The 14,333-nt window shown below is 70.9% G+C and carries 15 protein-coding genes, 2 tRNA genes and 1 pseudogene; 6 read left to right on the forward strand and 12 right to left on the reverse strand.

Going from position 1 to position 14,333, the window contains the following annotated elements; all coding sequences use genetic code 11:
• Positions 1 to 27: 27 nt before the first annotated feature.
• The 7 genes from ACFYZ8_RS35555 to ACFYZ8_RS35585 form a co-directional block, all read right to left on the reverse strand.
• Positions 28 to 2,214 carry an ArnT family glycosyltransferase gene (locus tag ACFYZ8_RS35555; protein WP_388540711.1) on the reverse strand — a complete coding sequence of 729 codons (2,187 nt, stop codon included), beginning with the start codon at positions 2,212 to 2,214 and terminating at the stop codon, positions 28 to 30.
• Positions 2,214 to 3,716 carry a bifunctional glycosyltransferase family 2/GtrA family protein gene (locus ACFYZ8_RS35560; protein ID WP_359040494.1) on the reverse strand — a complete coding sequence of 501 codons (1,503 nt, stop codon included), beginning with the start codon at positions 3,714 to 3,716 and terminating at the stop codon, positions 2,214 to 2,216. Before ACFYZ8_RS35560 ends, ACFYZ8_RS35555 begins: the two co-directional genes overlap by 1 nt.
• Positions 3,717 to 3,730: 14 nt before the next feature.
• Positions 3,731 to 5,374: an ATP-binding protein gene (locus tag ACFYZ8_RS35565; RefSeq protein ID WP_388540708.1), complete on the reverse strand. Its 1,644-nt coding sequence runs from the start codon at positions 5,372 to 5,374 to the stop codon at positions 3,731 to 3,733.
• Positions 5,371 to 6,111, reverse strand: coding sequence for a response regulator transcription factor (locus ACFYZ8_RS35570; protein WP_041821748.1), 741 nt, complete (start codon positions 6,109 to 6,111; stop codon positions 5,371 to 5,373). Before ACFYZ8_RS35570 ends, ACFYZ8_RS35565 begins: the two co-directional genes overlap by 4 nt.
• A 145-nt stretch (positions 6,112 to 6,256) precedes the next feature.
• Positions 6,257 to 6,748 carry a hypothetical protein gene (locus ACFYZ8_RS35575; RefSeq protein ID WP_359040499.1) on the reverse strand — a complete coding sequence of 164 codons (492 nt, stop codon included), beginning with the start codon at positions 6,746 to 6,748 and terminating at the stop codon, positions 6,257 to 6,259.
• Between the two features lie 18 nt (positions 6,749 to 6,766).
• On the reverse strand, positions 6,767 to 7,642 hold the full coding sequence (locus ACFYZ8_RS35580; protein WP_388540705.1) for a DUF2797 domain-containing protein: 876 nt from the start codon (positions 7,640 to 7,642) through the stop codon (positions 6,767 to 6,769).
• Between the two features lie 160 nt (positions 7,643 to 7,802).
• A complete protein-coding gene (locus ACFYZ8_RS35585; RefSeq protein ID WP_388540703.1) occupies positions 7,803 to 8,699 on the reverse strand; it encodes an NAD-dependent epimerase/dehydratase family protein in 897 nt (298 codons plus the stop codon).
• Positions 8,700 to 8,845: 146 nt separating this feature from the next.
• Here ACFYZ8_RS35585 and ACFYZ8_RS35590 point away from each other — a divergent pair, with 146 nt between their 5' ends.
• Positions 8,846 to 9,808: a GlxA family transcriptional regulator gene (locus ACFYZ8_RS35590; RefSeq protein WP_388540701.1), complete on the forward strand. Its 963-nt coding sequence runs from the start codon at positions 8,846 to 8,848 to the stop codon at positions 9,806 to 9,808.
• Positions 9,809 to 10,033: 225 nt separating this feature from the next.
• Here the strand turns inward: ACFYZ8_RS35590 and ACFYZ8_RS35595 are convergent, their stop codons facing one another.
• The gene (locus tag ACFYZ8_RS35595; RefSeq protein ID WP_388540698.1) at positions 10,034 to 10,459 is read right to left on the reverse strand and encodes an HGxxPAAW family protein; all 426 of its coding nucleotides are present in this window, start codon (positions 10,457 to 10,459) and stop codon (positions 10,034 to 10,036) included.
• An 82-nt stretch (positions 10,460 to 10,541) separates the two neighbouring features.
• Between ACFYZ8_RS35595 and ACFYZ8_RS35600 the strand changes: the two genes are divergently transcribed.
• Both ACFYZ8_RS35600 and ACFYZ8_RS35605 read left to right on the forward strand, forming a co-directional pair.
• Positions 10,542 to 11,030 (forward strand): MarR family winged helix-turn-helix transcriptional regulator, encoded by a 489-nt coding sequence (locus ACFYZ8_RS35600; RefSeq protein ID WP_388540695.1) that lies wholly within the window; start codon positions 10,542 to 10,544, stop codon positions 11,028 to 11,030.
• Positions 11,031 to 11,172: 142 nt separating this feature from the next.
• A complete protein-coding gene (locus ACFYZ8_RS35605) occupies positions 11,173 to 11,685 on the forward strand; it encodes a GtrA family protein (RefSeq protein ID WP_388540692.1) in 513 nt (170 codons plus the stop codon).
• Positions 11,686 to 11,784: 99 nt separating this feature from the next.
• Here the strand turns inward: ACFYZ8_RS35605 and ACFYZ8_RS35610 are convergent.
• Positions 11,785 to 12,061 (reverse strand): annotated as a pseudogene (locus tag ACFYZ8_RS35610) (NTP pyrophosphohydrolase); the annotation flags it as partial.
• A 167-nt stretch (positions 12,062 to 12,228) separates the two neighbouring features.
• On the opposite strand from ACFYZ8_RS35610, the gene ACFYZ8_RS35615 reads away from it, so the two are divergent.
• Positions 12,229 to 12,414: a hypothetical protein gene (locus ACFYZ8_RS35615; protein WP_359033965.1), complete on the forward strand. Its 186-nt coding sequence runs from the start codon at positions 12,229 to 12,231 to the stop codon at positions 12,412 to 12,414.
• Positions 12,415 to 12,452: 38 nt separating this feature from the next.
• Here the strand turns inward: ACFYZ8_RS35615 and ACFYZ8_RS35620 are convergent, their stop codons facing one another.
• The gene (locus tag ACFYZ8_RS35620; RefSeq protein WP_359033963.1) at positions 12,453 to 12,935 is read right to left on the reverse strand and encodes a hypothetical protein; all 483 of its coding nucleotides are present in this window, start codon (positions 12,933 to 12,935) and stop codon (positions 12,453 to 12,455) included.
• Positions 12,936 to 13,072: 137 nt separating this feature from the next.
• Here ACFYZ8_RS35620 and ACFYZ8_RS35625 point away from each other — a divergent pair, with 137 nt between their 5' ends.
• Complete coding sequence (locus ACFYZ8_RS35625; protein WP_388540688.1) at positions 13,073 to 13,240, forward strand: hypothetical protein; 168 nt, start codon at positions 13,073 to 13,075, stop codon at positions 13,238 to 13,240.
• Positions 13,241 to 13,339: 99 nt separating this feature from the next.
• On the opposite strand, the gene ACFYZ8_RS35630 is transcribed toward ACFYZ8_RS35625, so the two are convergent.
• Together ACFYZ8_RS35630 and ACFYZ8_RS35635 are read right to left on the reverse strand one after the other, a co-directional pair.
• Positions 13,340 to 13,412, reverse strand: a tRNA-Arg gene (locus ACFYZ8_RS35630).
• 188 nt (positions 13,413 to 13,600) lie between these two features.
• Positions 13,601 to 13,691 (reverse strand) — tRNA-Ser (locus ACFYZ8_RS35635).
• Between the two features lie 153 nt (positions 13,692 to 13,844).
• Here ACFYZ8_RS35635 and ACFYZ8_RS35640 point away from each other — a divergent pair.
• On the forward strand, positions 13,845 to 14,273 hold the full coding sequence (locus ACFYZ8_RS35640) for an SSI family serine proteinase inhibitor (RefSeq protein WP_359033959.1): 429 nt from the start codon (positions 13,845 to 13,847) through the stop codon (positions 14,271 to 14,273).
• The last annotated feature ends 60 nt before the right edge of the window (positions 14,274 to 14,333 follow it).

Below are 14,333 nucleotides of genomic sequence, written 5' to 3' on the forward strand. Positions count from 1 at the left end.
ACATGACCGCTCCGCCGGGGAGAACCGTCAGCCGCTCGCCTTCTGGGTGAGGTCGTAGAAGGTGGCCGAACCGACCGTGACCTTCTTGAAGTTGGCCTCGACCCACGAGGTGATCTGCGAGGACGTACCGCTGCTGCTGCCGCCCCTGCCGCCGCCCGAGCCGCCGGCGATGAAGTAGTGGATCTTTCCGTCCTCCACGTACTTCTTGAACTGGGCCAGCGTCGGGGACGGGTCGGTGCCGTTGAAGCCGCCGATCGCCATCACCGGGTCGCCGGTGGAGAGCTGGTAACTCGCCGCGTTCTGGGCGCCGATGGCCGCCGCGGCCCAGGTGTACTCCGACGCGTCGGTCTCCAGCAGTTTCTTGGCCTCGGAGGTGACGCTGGCGCCGTTCAGCAGACCGCCGACGCCGCCGCCCATGCCGCCGCCGTCGCCCGTCCGTCCGCCGGGGCCGCCCTGCTGACCCTGGGTGCCGCCGTTGCCGTTCTGCTGGTTCTGGCCGGGCATGCCCCCACCGGGGAAGCCGCCCGTGCCGCCGCCCTGCGTGGTGCCGTTGCCGTTCTGCTGCTGTCCCTGCCGGCCGGGCATTCCGCCGCCGAAGCCACCCCGGCCACCGCCGCCCCCACCCGGACCGCCACCGCCGCCCATCATGGACGCGCCCGCCGGGCCCGCCGTCACGATGGAACCGGTGTGGCCCTCCTGGAGGGTGCTGAGGGTGTACGCCGTCGGGCCGGCCAGGGCGGCCAGCAGGCCCAGGGACGCTGCCGCGAGGGCGAGTTGACGGGTGACACGGCCCGCGAAGATCAGGCCGAGCGCGGCGACGAGGCCGCCGATCAGGACCAGGTACTTCAGCCAGGGCAGGTAGTCGGAGGTGCGGTTGAGCAGGACGTAGCTCCAGGTCGCCGCCGCCACGACCGAGCCCGCGAGGGTGATCGACGCCCACAGCTCGGCGCGCTTCTCCCACAGGATGCCCGCGCCCATGCCGATCACGGCCGCCAGGTAGGGGGCGAGGGCCACCGTGTAGTACTGGTGGAAGATGCCCGCCATGTAGCTGAAGACGACCATGGTCATCAGCAGCGAGCCGCCCCAGACGAGGAACGAACCGCGGGTCACCGACGTGCGCCCGAGCTTGCGGGTCGCCACCAGACCGGCGACGAGCAGGATCAGCGCGGCCGGCAGCAGCCAGGAGATCTGGCCGCCGATCTCGGAGTTGAACATCCGGTCCCAGCCGGTCTCGCCCCACTGCCCGGTGCCGCCTCCGCCACCGCCGCCGCCGACCGAGCCGGTCTCGTCACCGCTGAGGCGGCCGAAGCCGTTGTAGCCGAAGGTCAGTTCAAGGAAGGAGTTGTTCTGGGAGCCGCCGATGTAGGGGCGGGAGGAGGCGGGCCACAGCTCGACGATCGCCACCCACCAGCCGCCGGAGACGACCAACGCGAGGGTGGCCGCGGCCAGTTGGCCCAACCGCTTCCTGACGGAGACCGGCGCGCAGACGGCGTAGACGATCGCCAGCGGCGGCAGGATCAGGAAGGCCTGGAGGGTCTTGGCGAGGAACGCGAAGCCGATCGCGGCACCCGCCCACAGCAGCCACTTCGTCCGGCCGTCCTCCAGGGCGCGGACCACGAGGTAGCAGGCGAGTGCCATCAGCAGCGCCAGCATGGCGTCCGGGTTGTTGAACCGGAACATCAGCGCCGCGACGGGGGTGAGCGCGAGCACGGCGCCCGCGATCAGACCGGCCGCGGGGCTGAACCGGCGGCGCACGGAGGCGTAAACGACGGCGACCGAGCCGACCCCCATCAGGACCTCGGGGGCGAGGATCGCCCAGGAGTTCAGGCCGAAGATCCGCACCGACAGCTCCATGGGCCACAGCGAGGCCGGGGGCTTGTCGACGGTGATGGCGTTGCCCGCGTCCAGCGAGCCGAAGAAGAACGCCTTCCAGGACTGGCTGCCCGCCTGGACCGCCGCCGAGTAGAAGGAGTTGGCGTAGCCGGAGGAGCTCAGGTTGTAGAGGTACAGCAGGAGGGTCGCGGCGAGCAGGCCGAGGAGGGCCGGGCGCGCCCAGCGCGGGTCCTCGGGGCGACCGCGCCACAGTCTGCGCACGAAGGGCCGCCGGGGTTCACCGGACTCGGGGGCCGGGGGAGCGACCGGCGCCTCGGAGGCCGTCGCCGCCGGACCCCACCCGGAACCCTGCTGGGCCGGGTGATCGGTCTGTGTGGTCATCAGGAGTTCCTCGGGTCGGTGTCGGTCGGGCGCACCGGCTGCAACTGCACGGTGGCGTCCTTCCAGGAGCGCTGCTCCGCGGCTTCACCGGCGCGGAACTCGGTCGGGTCGTACGGGGACGCCGGGGTGTACGGCGTCGTGGCGTACTGCTGTGCCGTGGGTCGCTGGGGCAGCGGCGCGCTGGGCTGCTGCGGGAACTGCTGGGTCGAGTAGGCCGGCGTGGACGGGGTGCGGGCGACGACGGTGGACCGGGGCTGGTCGTCACCGCGGTCGGGGAAGACCCAGGCCCGGAAGAGCAGGAAGCGCAGTACGGTCGCCGCGAGGTTGGCGGCGATGAGCACCGCCAGTTCGGTGGAGTGCGCGGGGTCGCTGCTGGCCGCGTTGAGCGCGGCGAGGGAGCCGCTGGTCAGCGCGAGGCCGATGCCGAAGACGACCAGGCCCTGCGCCTGGTGCCGGACGGCGCCGCCCCGCCCGCGCACGCCGAAGGTCAGGCGACGGTTGGCGGCGGTGTTGGCGACCGCCGAGACCAGCAGGGCCAGCGCGTTGGCGATCTGCGACCCGCTGAACTGCCGGAAGGCGCTGTAGAGGACGAGGTAGAACAGGGTCGACAGACCGCCGACGACACAGAACCCGACGAGCTGGCGGGCCAGCCCCTTCGGCACGTCCTGGATCTCGCGGTCGCGCGGGTCGTCGCCGAAGGGCCGGGTGATCCGGTCCAGCGGCAGCGATCCGCTCGCCAGGGCCTTGCCCACCCGCCACACCCCCTTGAGGTCCTCGGTCGCCGTCTTCACGATGTGGACGGTGGAGTCGGGGTCGTCGACCCAGTCGACGGGCACTTCGTGGATACGCAGTCCCGCGCGCTCGGCGATGACCAGCATCTCGGTGTCGAAGAACCAGCCGGTGTCCTCGACGAGCGGCAGCAGGACCTGCGCCACGTCCCGCCGGATGGCCTTGAAGCCGCACTGTGCGTCGGAGAAGCGGGCCTGGAGGGAGCCGCGCAGGATGAGGTTGTAGGCGCGGCTGATGAACTCGCGCTTGGGGCCGCGCACGACCCGGGAGCTGCGGGCGAGCCGGGAGCCGATCGCCAGGTCGGAGTGGCCCGAGATCAGCGGGGCCACCAGCGGCAGCAGGGCGTTGAGGTCGGTGGACAGGTCCACGTCCATGTAGGCGAGGACCGGGGCGTCCGAGGCGGACCAGACGGTCCGCAGCGCCCGGCCGCGGCCCTTCTGCTCCAGCCGGAAGGCCCTGACCTCCGGGATGTCCGCCGCCAGCCGCTGTGACACCAGGGGAGTGGTGTCGGTCGAGGCGTTGTCCGCGATGGTGATGCGGAACGCGTACGGGAACGTGCGCCGGAGGTGCTCGTGCAGTCTCAGCACACACGGCTGGAGGTCCTTCTCCTCGTTGTAGACGGGGATCACTACGTCCAGGACAGGCGTACCGGCGTCGCCGGCCGGGAGGTGCTCCCGCGCCGGCAGGGTGCCGGGAGAAGAGTCGGTTCGCATGGGAACGACTCTGGTCAGGCCCCCTGTTGCACCCATATGGCGGCGCTGTGCTGTGCCTGTGAGTGCGATTGCCAGTTGGTTTCGGGCGCCGGACGGGGGGCCACGGGCCCGACCGCGGGCAGGTGCACGGTGAACACGGTCCGCCCCGGGACGCTGTCCACGGTCACCGCGCCGCCGTGCGCGGTCGCGACGGCCTGCACGATGGCGAGACCGAGACCGGTCGAACCGGAGGCACGGGAGCGTGAGGAGTCACCGCGCGCGAACCGTTCGAAGACGTGCGGGAGCAGGTCGGGCGGGATGCCCTGGCCGTCGTCCTCGACGTCCACGCACATCCACGGTCCGCGGCGCTGCACGCGCGCGGTGACCGTCGTACCCGGCGGGGTGTGTTTGCGGGCGTTGCCGAGCAGGTTGATGAGCACCTGCTGGAGGCGGGCCGCGTCGCCGGAGACGAGGGCGGGTTCGTCGGGCAGGTCGAGACGCCAGTTGTGGTCCATGCCGGCCGCGCGGGCGTCGCTGATGGTGTCCACGACCAGCGGGACGAGGTCGGTGTGCTCGAACTGGAGCGGCCGCCCGGCGTCGAGGCGCGCGAGCAGCAGCAGGTCCTCCACGAGCAGCGTCATGCGGCCCGCCTCGGACTCGATACGGCCGAGCGCGTGCCGGGTGTCGGGGCCGACCTCTTCCCTGCCGCGCCGGGTGAGCTCGGCGTATCCGCGGATGGAGGCGAGCGGCGTCCTGAGCTCATGACTGGCGTCGGCGACGAACTGCCGCACCCGCATCTCGCTCTGCTGCCGTGCGTGCAGGGCGCCGTGGACGTGGTCCAGCATCCTGTTCAGCGCGGAGCCGACCTGGCCGACCTCGGTGTGCGGGTCGCACTCCGCCTCGGGCACGCGCTCGCTGAGGTTGACCTCACCGGTGTGGAGAGGCAGTTCGGAGACCCGGGTGGCGGTGTTGGCGACCTTGCGGAGGGGGCGGGTGGCGAGTCCTACGAGGACGTAACCGGCGATGACGGCTGCGCCGAGACCGGCGGCGGTGACGCTGATCTCCACGAGGATCAGGGTGTTGATGGTGTTGCTCACGGCGTCGGTGGGCAAGGCCACGTAGTAGCCGGTGCCCTCCCTGGACACGGTGTACATCACGAGGTACTCACCGACACCGGGAATGGTCACGACGTGCTTGCCCGTGGTGGGCACGCCGGCGAACACGGCCCGCTGTGCCGCGGTCAGCGTCTTGGCCCTCATCCGCTGGCCGGTGTCGCTTGATTCCCGTACGGCGACGACCGCCTTGGAGATGGTGCCGTCGGCGCCGATCTCGGCGGCCACGGTGTTCTCCTGCGTCGGTCCGTAGGTGACGAAGGCGTCGAGCTGGTCCAGGTTCTGGATCTGGTTCTGTGTCTGGCTCTGGTTCTGCTGGTCTTTCGATTTCGGGATCTCCGACCTGCCGAACGGCGGCCCCGCCAGACGCTTCCCCGCGTCGAAGACCTGGTCGCCCAACTGGTCGTACAGATGGGTCCGCAACGCCAGCGTCGTCACCGTGCCGATCACCGAGCACACCACCGCGATCAGCACCACCGACGCGACGACGAGCCGCGTCCGCAGCGTGCGCGGCTTTCCTGTCCGCTCTGCCCGCTTCTGCGCCCGCGGCCGTCGTCGCCCGCTCATGAGGCGGCGGGCTTGATCAGGTAGCCGGCGCCGCGCCGGGTGTGGATCATCGGCTCACGCCCCGCGTCGATCTTCCGTCGCAGGTAGGAGATGTACAGCTCGACGACGTTGGCCTGGCCGCCGAAGTCGTACGACCACACCCGGTCCAGGATCTGCGCCTTGCTGAGCACCCGCCGGGGGTTGCGCATCAGGAACCGCAGGAGCTCGAACTCGGTCGCCGTGAGGTGGATGTTGTCCCCGGCCCGCGACACCTCGTGGCTGTCCTCGTCGAGGGTGAGGTCACCGACGACCAGCACGGAGTCGGAGCGGCGGTCTGCCGCGCCGGAGCGGCGGATGAGGCCGCGCAGCCGGGCCACGACCTCTTCGAGGCTGAACGGCTTGGTGACGTAGTCGTCGCCACCGGCGGTGAGCCCGGCGATACGGTCCTCGACGGCGTCCTTCGCCGTCAGGAACAGCACGGGCACGTCCGGGAGTTCGCGCCGCAGCCGCCCCAGGACGGTGAGGCCGTCCATGTCCGGGAGCATCATGTCCAGGACGACGGCGTCGGGCCGGAACTCCCGCGCGGTCTGCACGGCGCCCGTGCCGTCTCCCGCGCTGCGGATCTGCCATCCCTCATAGCGCAGGGCCATGGACAGCAGCTCGGTGATCGACAGCTCGTCGTCCACCACAAGCACGCGGACGGGGCTCCCGTCCGGCCTCAGCAGTTCGGTGCGCCCCTGGGGCGAGGTCGTGGTCATGGTGAACACCATGTCGGGGCCCCCTGAGAACACGCTTTCGGCAATCTGTGATTTTCCTGAGAAACACACAGGCGGCTCTCAGGGAATCCCTGGGGAGTCCCTTGTCCGACGAGACGGACAAGGCACCCGGCCCCGTCTCCGGCCGCTACCGGACCGGCCCCTGCTCGTCCACCTGAACCGTCGGCGCCCCGAGGAACACCTCCGCGCCGACCGGGCCGTAGGCGATGTTGAAGGTGTCCAGCCAGTACGACCAGTCGCGCAACCCGACGGCACTGCTGAAGCGGTAGTTGAGCTGCCACCGCACCCACTGCCCGGGTTCGAGCCGCACGCCCGGGCGCCGCCGCGGCCGGGGCGGCACCCCGAACATCGGCCGCACCCTGGGCAGCACCCGCAACCGCCCGTCCGCCTCACGGAGTTGGACGTCGACACCCCTGAGGTTGTCGCCCTGCTGGTCGTGCGGCGCGAAGTCGTCCCGCTCGTCCATCCGGACCGCGTGGACGAACGCCGCTCCGGCCCGCCCCACCGCGGACGGCGGCAACGCGAACCCGACCGGAGCCGCGTTCCTCCTCGTCGCGGCCTCGCCGCCACGGGACCGCTTCGTCCACGACGTGCGTATCCACTGCACGGTGACGTCCATCCCCGGACCTCCCCCTCGTCAGAACAACCCGTCCTGAACCCCCTGCGCCTCCTTGAACTCTCTCACCGGCACGCTGATTTCCGTCCCGTCGGCCGGGACCAGTTCCCACCCCGTCATCAGCCGGGTGTCCAGTACGACGGCTCCCCCGCTCTCCGTCTCCAGGTGCAGGTCGGGTCCGGCGGCCGCGAGAAGCCGCCCACCCACCGCCCCGCCCGCGACGAGCTCGCTCACCTCACCCACGGCGGCGGCCAGTGCGGCGAGACCGAAGATCTCGACGTGGTCGACCGGTCGGTACGGCGCGCGCTCCAGGGAGTCCGGCCAGCCGCCCAACGCCACCGCCCGCGCGTGCAGTGCGGCGATCTCGGCGGCCCGCTCGTCAGCCGACACCGGCAGCGCGGACCGTACGGCCCGCTTGGCGCCGTACGGAACGCGGTCCGGCACCGAGAGCGCCGCCCGCAGCAGCTCCTCGGTGCGCCGCGCGGCCATGAGCGGACCGGTGCCGAGCCAGCTGAAACAGACGGCGCCCTGCTCCAGCAGGCGCGCGGAGCCCCGCTCGTACGCCGTGATGCCGACCTTGACCATGCCGGGCCCGAACCACGCCAGATACACCCGGTACGGACGGGGATCGTCCGCGAGGGTGTCGGCGGCCACGGAGTGCGCCCGGTCCAGCCGCGCGCACTCCTCGCACCGCGCCCCCGTGCTCCGCCCCGACACCGGGGCCCGCGCCGGACACGCGTGCCCCCGCGCTCCCACACATGTCCGCACACTCCCCGCCGCGACCCCGAAGGCCACCCGCTTCCCCCAGGTCAGCGCACTGCGCCGCCCACCGTCCCAGCGCAGCACGGGACCGTCCGCCGACCACGACAACCCCGCGCACTTCCATCCCTGTGCCATCCCTCACGAGAGTAGGCCCCGGAGTCCTGGCCCAGACACCAGCCACAAAGCAGGGCGCGGTGGCCGGCGGTGCGGGACCGTGCGGCGGTCGTCGAGCGTCTTGCAGCGCCTCGAGTCCAGGCGTGGGCGGGCCGGGAGCCCCGGCCCGCCCACTGCGGCATCAGGCCGCCAGCGCTTCGCGGAGCGTCGAGGGCTTGAGTCCGAAGGTGTCGCGGACATCGCTGTCGTCCACGAGGAACGGACGCTCGGTCATGTAACTCATCTCGGCGAACTCCCGCCACAGCGGATCGGTGAAGGACAGCAGCGCCACATCCCGCTCGGTGAGCGGCTCCAACCGAGGTTCGGGTGCCCCGTGGAGTTCGGCGAGCTCGGTCGCGGCCTGGCGCAGGGTCGTGGTGATGACCGGGGCGTTCCAGGCCCGTCCCCAGGCCCGCTCGTCGCCGCTGACCGCCACCAGCGCCGCTGCGACGTCCTCGGTGTACGAAAACGAATGCGCCGCATCGGGATTGCCATGGACGAGAGCCAGTTCGCCCTGGCAGACCCGGGGCGCGACCAGCAGGGTGAACGCTGAGACGGCGCCTGGTCCCAGGTACTGCCCGGCTCGCACTTCGGTGACCCGCAGTCGCCCTTCGTCATGGGCATCCTTGGCCTGCTGCCACAACTCGGCTCTCACCCGCCCCTTTCGGGTGTGCGGGGTCATCGGGGTTCGCTCGGTGAGCGGCCCGGTGGTCCGCTGATAGCCGTAGTGGTTGCCGAGCATCACGTAGTCGGCTCCGGCCCGCTCGGTCGCGGCGAGGATCGAAGCGAACAACGGAGGCATGGTCTCCGGCCACGTCTGGTAGGCGGTCATGGCGGCGTTGAAGACCGTGGTCGCTCCGGCCAGTGCCTCGGCCAGATCGTCAGTGCGGCCCGCGTCCAGGGCGATGCGTTCTATGCCGGGGTGGTCGGGACCACTGCCGCTGCGGGTGATGAGGCGGACCCGCCTGCCGCTGTCGGCCAGTTGCCTTGCGGTCGCGGCCCCGGTCGCGCCTGCCCCGATGACGACTGAATCAGCCATGACGTTGTCTCCGCTTTCCTCAAGAAGGGAACGCTTCCCCGGAGAGGGAAACGTGGTTCGCGGGGGCCCGCCGCTCGCCCTACTCTCCCGTGCGGACGCGAGGTAGGGTCAGTGGCCTGAAAGCCACGAGATCCAAGGATCTGGCCATGCATCGTGTCGCTGTCCTGGCCGTGCCTGCGGTCAAGCCCTTCGACCTGTCCATGCCGTCGACGCTGCTCGGCGCCGCCGAGACAGAGGGACTCCCCGGCTATGAGGTGACTGTGTGCACCGCTAGGCCCGGCACAGTCGCCGCCTCCGGTGGCATCGAGGTGGTGATCCGGCACGGCCTTCAGGCGGTCGCGGCGGCGGACACGGTGATCGTCCCGTCGACCGCCAGCCGGCACGATGCCGAGCCGGCCGCACTGGACGCCTTGCGGGAGGCGGCCGCCGCGGGCAAACGCATCGCCTCGATCTGCAGCGGCGCCTTCGTCCTCGCCCAGGCCGGGCTCCTCGACGGCCGTGCTGCCACCACCCACTGGGCCCTGGCCGAGGAACTGCAGCGCGCCTTCCCTTCGGTGCGCGTGGACGCCAACCGGCTGTTCGCCGAGGACGGATCGATCGTCACCGGTGCCGGCTCGGCCGCCGGGATCGACCTGTGCCTGCACCTGATCAGCTCCGACTACGGCGCGGCCGCGGCCAACGCGGCAGCCCGCGCCGCCGTCGTCACCCCGGTGCGCCACGGCGGGCAAGCGCAGTTCGTGCAGACCCCGCTGCCGGCCAGGACGGACTCCTTGTTGGACGCGGCCCGCATCTGGGCACTACGACATCTGGACCAGCCGATCTCCCTGCACGACCTTGCCGGCCAGGCCAAGGTCAGTGTGCGGACCCTGACCCGCCGCTTCACCACCGAGACCGGTGTGACCCCGTTCCAATGGCTGCTCCAGCAGCGACTGCTGCGGGCCCGCGAGCTGCTGGAGACCACCGATCTCACCGTCGACCAGGTGGCCAGCCGCAGCGGCCTCGGCTCCGGCGAGTCGCTCCGCCAGCACCTGAGCCGCCAGATCGGCATGACCCCGGCCGCCTACCGCAGCTCCTTCGCCCACCGACCGAGCGTGAAAACCGGTCAGTGACCGAACGTGTCCCGACCCGGTCATGGCGTTCTGCAGATGGTCGCTCGTGAAACACCTGCCCGCTCGGCGGTCCACCTGCGGCGACGAGCCTGCGCGCCATCGCCATGCGGCTCGTGATCACCACGGGCGCGAAGAAGGGCCGGGCACCCCGTTCCGGGCTAGAACTCAGGGGCCGAGTAAGAGGCGCCACTGACAACGAGGCCGCACGAGAACCGAGGGGACCGGTCAGCCCACCGACTCCATCGACTCCGTCGGCTCCATCGGCTCCATCGGCTCCATCGACTCCACCGCCTCCCCGGGGACCGGTTCCACCGTCGCCGCGGCCCTCGCCCCGACCACCCCGGTCCGCGCCCCGCGCCGACCCGCCATCCGGCATCCGACGCACCCCGGGTGCCCCTGCCGCGCGCCCGTGTCCCGCACCCGCATGCCCCACTCCGCGCGCGGCCGACGCCCCGGCGGCTTGCCCCAGCCGGCCAGGTGCAGGGCCCAGGTCACGAGGGCGCTCGCCCCGGTGATCACGAGGCCGACGGCCATCAGCGCGCCGGACACCACGCACACCCCCAGCCCCAGCACGCACGTCCCCACGGTGGCGATGGCGACTCCGGTCCACCCCGCGACCGTGTGCCCCTCGTCATACTGATGTGCACTCACAGATCCTCCTCCGGCCCGTTGTCTCACCTCCTAAGAAATTTAGCGCAGAAACCTCTTACGCACTAAGATAATAAGGATTCCGATGCACGCCGAGCCCCGTCCCTCCGCCACTCCGGCCCAGGCCCTGGAGGCGATGGACTTCTTCATCGCCACCGCCCACCTCGGCCAACAGGAGATGGCCCAGCGACTGGGCCTGAACGTCACCGACCTGCTGTGCTTCGCCTGCGTCCTGAAGGCCGGCGAGAACCTCCTCACCGCGGGCGACCTCGCCGAGCACGCCCATGTCACGACCGGCGCGGTCACCGGCATCCTCAACCGCCTCGAACGCGGCGGCTACGTCACCCGCGTCCCGGACCCCACCGACCGCCGCCGCGTCCGGGTCGCCGCGCTCCCCGACGCCGTGGCCAAGGTCGTCGCCCTGTACCAGCCGTACTACGACCGCCTCGACGCCGTCTTCGCGGGCTACTCCGCCGACGAGATCGCCGTACTCCACGACTGGTTCAGCCGTTCGACGAACCTCGCGCTCGCCTATATCGAGGAGCTGCGGGCGAAGGACGCGGAGGGCGAGTAACGGAGGGCAGGAGCGGGGCCGCCCCACCCCGGGGGTGGAGCCAGCCCTACCTCCGGTCCGGGAGGGTGCTCCATCGTTTCGGCGGGCCCGCGGCGGCATCGTTGATCGCGACGATCTCGAGCGCCGAACCGGAGGAAACCCCATGGAGCCGCAGACGGCCGACCGGACCCAGTCCCCGTCCACGCCCGGCCCCCTCGCCTCCTTCGTGCGCTTCGTCGTCTGCGGCGGCGGGATCGGCGTCCTCTCCAGCTTCGCGGTACCGCTGGCCGCGATGACGATGCCGTGGGCGCTGGCGAACGCGGTGATCACCGTGGCCTCCACGCTCCTGTGCACCGAGCTGCACGCCCTGTTCACCTTCGGCACCGGCCGCCGCCCCGGCTGGCGCCGGCACCTCCAGTCCTCCGGCTCGGCGGCCGCCGCGTACGCCGTCACCTGCGCCGCGATGTTCCTGCTGCACGCCGTCGAGTCCTCGCCGGACAAGCTCACGGAACAGGTCGTCTACCTCGGCGCCTCCGCCCTGGCCGGCATCGGCCGCTTCCTGGTCCTGCGCCTGTTCGTCTTCGCCGGCCCCCGCGAGGACGTGCGCCCGGCCGGGACCGTCGTAGCCCTGCCCCGTCCGGCAGTGCCGCGCACCGCGGTGAGCGCGGCCTGCTGACCGGAGCGCCGCGTCCGCACGGATCAGGCCCCGAGAAGCCAACTGCCCATGCCCAGACAGGTACAGACAGGTACAGACAGACGCAGCCGCTCACCCCCCAGGTACCGCCGCCGCGGTCACGACCACCTCGTGCACCCCGAGCCAGTAGGGGCTGATCTCACCACGGCACAGGAACTTGAGGACAAAGCGCGGCTCCCCGAACACCCCCCGCTCCTCGGCGAGTGTGCGGCCGCCGATGCACGAGAATCCGCCCGTCCGGATCACGGCAGACCGTCGTCGCGATCCGATGCAGCCACCTCTTCTCGACGGCCTCCGCCCGGTCCACCACCCCGATGACCCGGTCCTCCTCGTCCACCCGCTCGACCAGTTCACCCATGCCGACCACGATCGCAGAGGGGTACGACAACGCCGCGCCGGGTGTTGACAGCCCTATGGGGGTACAGCTGCCCCCACCCCGGATCGGGCGGACGGCTCCATGTCGCGGCCCCCGGATCGACGGCATCGTAGAAGCCATCGGCCCCGGCTCCTCCGGAAGGAACTCCCATGAACCAGCTCCTGTCCTCCCCGCCGGTCAAGACGTCCTCCGAGAGCGACCTGGCCCCCCTTCTGACCGCCTGGGACCAGGCCCACCCGGTCACCAACGACCCGGACTGGCGCCACCTGCTCGACGAACTCGCCCACCCCCGCACCACCCAGGCCTTCCACAGCCTGGCCACGAGCACCGCATGAGCCCGACATGAACCCCGACAAGAACAAGGCGCAACGGGTCAGACTTCCAGCGTCGCCAAGTCCTGCCGAAAGACCGTACGTGCCGCCCGGGTCGCGTCACCGTGAGCCTGCCTGGCGGTGTCGTACTCGTGCGACGCCAGCGTGCTTCCGGACGCGAGTGTTTCCCGGACCCGACGCAAGGAGTGGTACGAGGCGTCTATGGCCTCCGTCACGTCGCCGGGCGCCGTCAGGACAAGCCTTTCCCGGGCCTCGTCACACCCCGACGCCTGAAACGCCTGCCTTATCCTGGCCGCCCTCGCCTGCGGGTCCGCGTACTCCTCGTCGGCGGCCAACCGCATGGCCTCGTGCGCACGGCGAAGGGCCACCAGACAGTCCACGTACATGGTGCGCCGGTCCTGCAGCCTGTTGTCCCTGACCGTCCGCCGCCACCGCAAATGCTCCCCGGCCAGCGTCGCCCCGACCCCGACCACCGCCCCGAGCGTCGTCCCGACAAGCGTTCCCCACTCCACGGGAACGATCATGCCACGCAACGCCCGACTCGGACCGGCAGTTGACCCACGCCGATGTCGAAGCCCCCTTGGGATGATCCCGTCCAGAGCCGCTTCAGGAGCCCGGGTGTCTCGGCCACCATGCGACACCGCCTGTGACGCTGCCCGTGGTGCCCGCGACGAGGCCGCCCAAGGCGCCCCAGGACGTGGCTGCCACGGAGAGCACCAGCGTGATGATCCAAACAGGCAGCGTGGCGTCGTTGAGAGTCGAGAAGACGACGACGGCGACCACCGCGATCAGCGGCGCCGTGAGCAACTGGGCCCGGCCCGTGTCCTGATCTGAGAAGTCCCCACCCCTGGTCCACGCCCGAACCCGATTGCCGTCAAGCAAAAGCCAGAGGCCCCGTGGATCACTCCACAGGGCCTCTCAACTGCTGTGCACTCGGCAGGATTCGAACCTGCAACCTTCTGATCCGTAGTCAGATGCTCTATCCGTTAAGCTACGAGTGCTTGTTCTGTTTTCTCGCCGCTCCTTGCCCTTCCGGGCCGCTCGCGGCGACAGGAAGAACATTACATGACTGCCGGTCGCATGTGAAATCCGTTTGCCGTAGCCCTTGTGAGCTGCGAAAACGTGTTTGAGAGCGTCCGGGGAACGACGAAGCCCCGGTCCACTGGACCGGGGCTTCGGTGATCTTGCGCGGAGGCGGAGGGATTTGAACCCTCGATGGGATTGAAGTCCCAAACCGCATTAGCAGTGCGGCGCCATAGACCGGACTAGGCGACGCCTCCAGCACAGCCGCCCGCGCGAGCGCGAGTGGTGCGTGCAGATGATGACACAGTCGCAGGGCGTGTCACCAATCGGTTCCCACGGTACTAGGCGGGCGGGGCGCAGGGCAAAGTGCTTCCGCGCAACGTACGACGTCGTCCGCCGTTAGTCAGGGCATGTCATACGTCATCCGGCTCGGCCGGCTCGCACGACTGAGCCCCCTCCCCCTGTTCCTCGCGGCCCTGGCCCCCGTCCCCGCGTCGGCGTACACGGAGAGCGCCGACCACCTCACCGTCACCGTCCACCACGCGGGCGGCGGCCTCGACGGGACCTTCGAGGTCGACTGCCACCCCGCGCGCGGCACCCACCCCGACCCCGCGGGCGCGTGCGCCGGCCTGGACAGGAACACCCGGTGGGGGCGCGACACCTTCGCCCCCGTCCCCGAGGGCAGCGTCTGCACGATGCTCTACGGCGGTCCCGCCACCGCCCATGTCACGGGGACGTGGGCCGGGCGCCCCGTGGACGCCCGGTTCGACCGGAGCGACGGGTGCGAGACCGCGCGCTGGGACCGGTTCGTGCCGCTCCTGCCCGCCCCGCGCGCCTAGCTCCCGAGATGCGGTCACACGTTCTACCTCACTTCGTCGTGCGACCTCCCTCTCATCCGG

Origin of the sequence: Streptomyces sp. NPDC001668 (assembly GCF_042893155.1) — a bacterium.
Lineage (GTDB): Bacteria > Actinomycetota > Actinomycetes > Streptomycetales > Streptomycetaceae > Streptomyces.

Coding starts and splice junctions, on each gene's coding strand:
- ACFYZ8_RS35555 (WP_388540711.1), bottom strand. CDS start 2,214: ATGACCACACAGACCGATCACCCGGCCCAGCAGGGTTCCGGGTGGGGT.
- ACFYZ8_RS35560 (WP_359040494.1), bottom strand. CDS start 3,716: ATGCGAACCGACTCTTCTCCCGGCACCCTGCCGGCGCGGGAGCACCTC.
- ACFYZ8_RS35565 (WP_388540708.1), bottom strand. CDS start 5,374: ATGAGCGGGCGACGACGGCCGCGGGCGCAGAAGCGGGCAGAGCGGACA.
- ACFYZ8_RS35570 (WP_041821748.1), bottom strand. CDS start 6,111: ATGACCACGACCTCGCCCCAGGGGCGCACCGAACTGCTGAGGCCGGAC.
- ACFYZ8_RS35575 (WP_359040499.1), bottom strand. CDS start 6,748: ATGGACGTCACCGTGCAGTGGATACGCACGTCGTGGACGAAGCGGTCC.
- ACFYZ8_RS35580 (WP_388540705.1), bottom strand. CDS start 7,642: ATGGCACAGGGATGGAAGTGCGCGGGGTTGTCGTGGTCGGCGGACGGT.
- ACFYZ8_RS35585 (WP_388540703.1), bottom strand. CDS start 8,699: ATGGCTGATTCAGTCGTCATCGGGGCAGGCGCGACCGGGGCCGCGACC.
- ACFYZ8_RS35590 (WP_388540701.1), top strand. CDS start 8,846: ATGCATCGTGTCGCTGTCCTGGCCGTGCCTGCGGTCAAGCCCTTCGAC.
- ACFYZ8_RS35600 (WP_388540695.1), top strand. CDS start 10,542: ATGCACGCCGAGCCCCGTCCCTCCGCCACTCCGGCCCAGGCCCTGGAG.
- ACFYZ8_RS35605 (WP_388540692.1), top strand. CDS start 11,173: ATGGAGCCGCAGACGGCCGACCGGACCCAGTCCCCGTCCACGCCCGGC.
- ACFYZ8_RS35615 (WP_359033965.1), top strand. CDS start 12,229: ATGAACCAGCTCCTGTCCTCCCCGCCGGTCAAGACGTCCTCCGAGAGC.
- ACFYZ8_RS35620 (WP_359033963.1), bottom strand. CDS start 12,935: ATGATCGTTCCCGTGGAGTGGGGAACGCTTGTCGGGACGACGCTCGGG.
- ACFYZ8_RS35640 (WP_359033959.1), top strand. CDS start 13,845: ATGTCATACGTCATCCGGCTCGGCCGGCTCGCACGACTGAGCCCCCTC.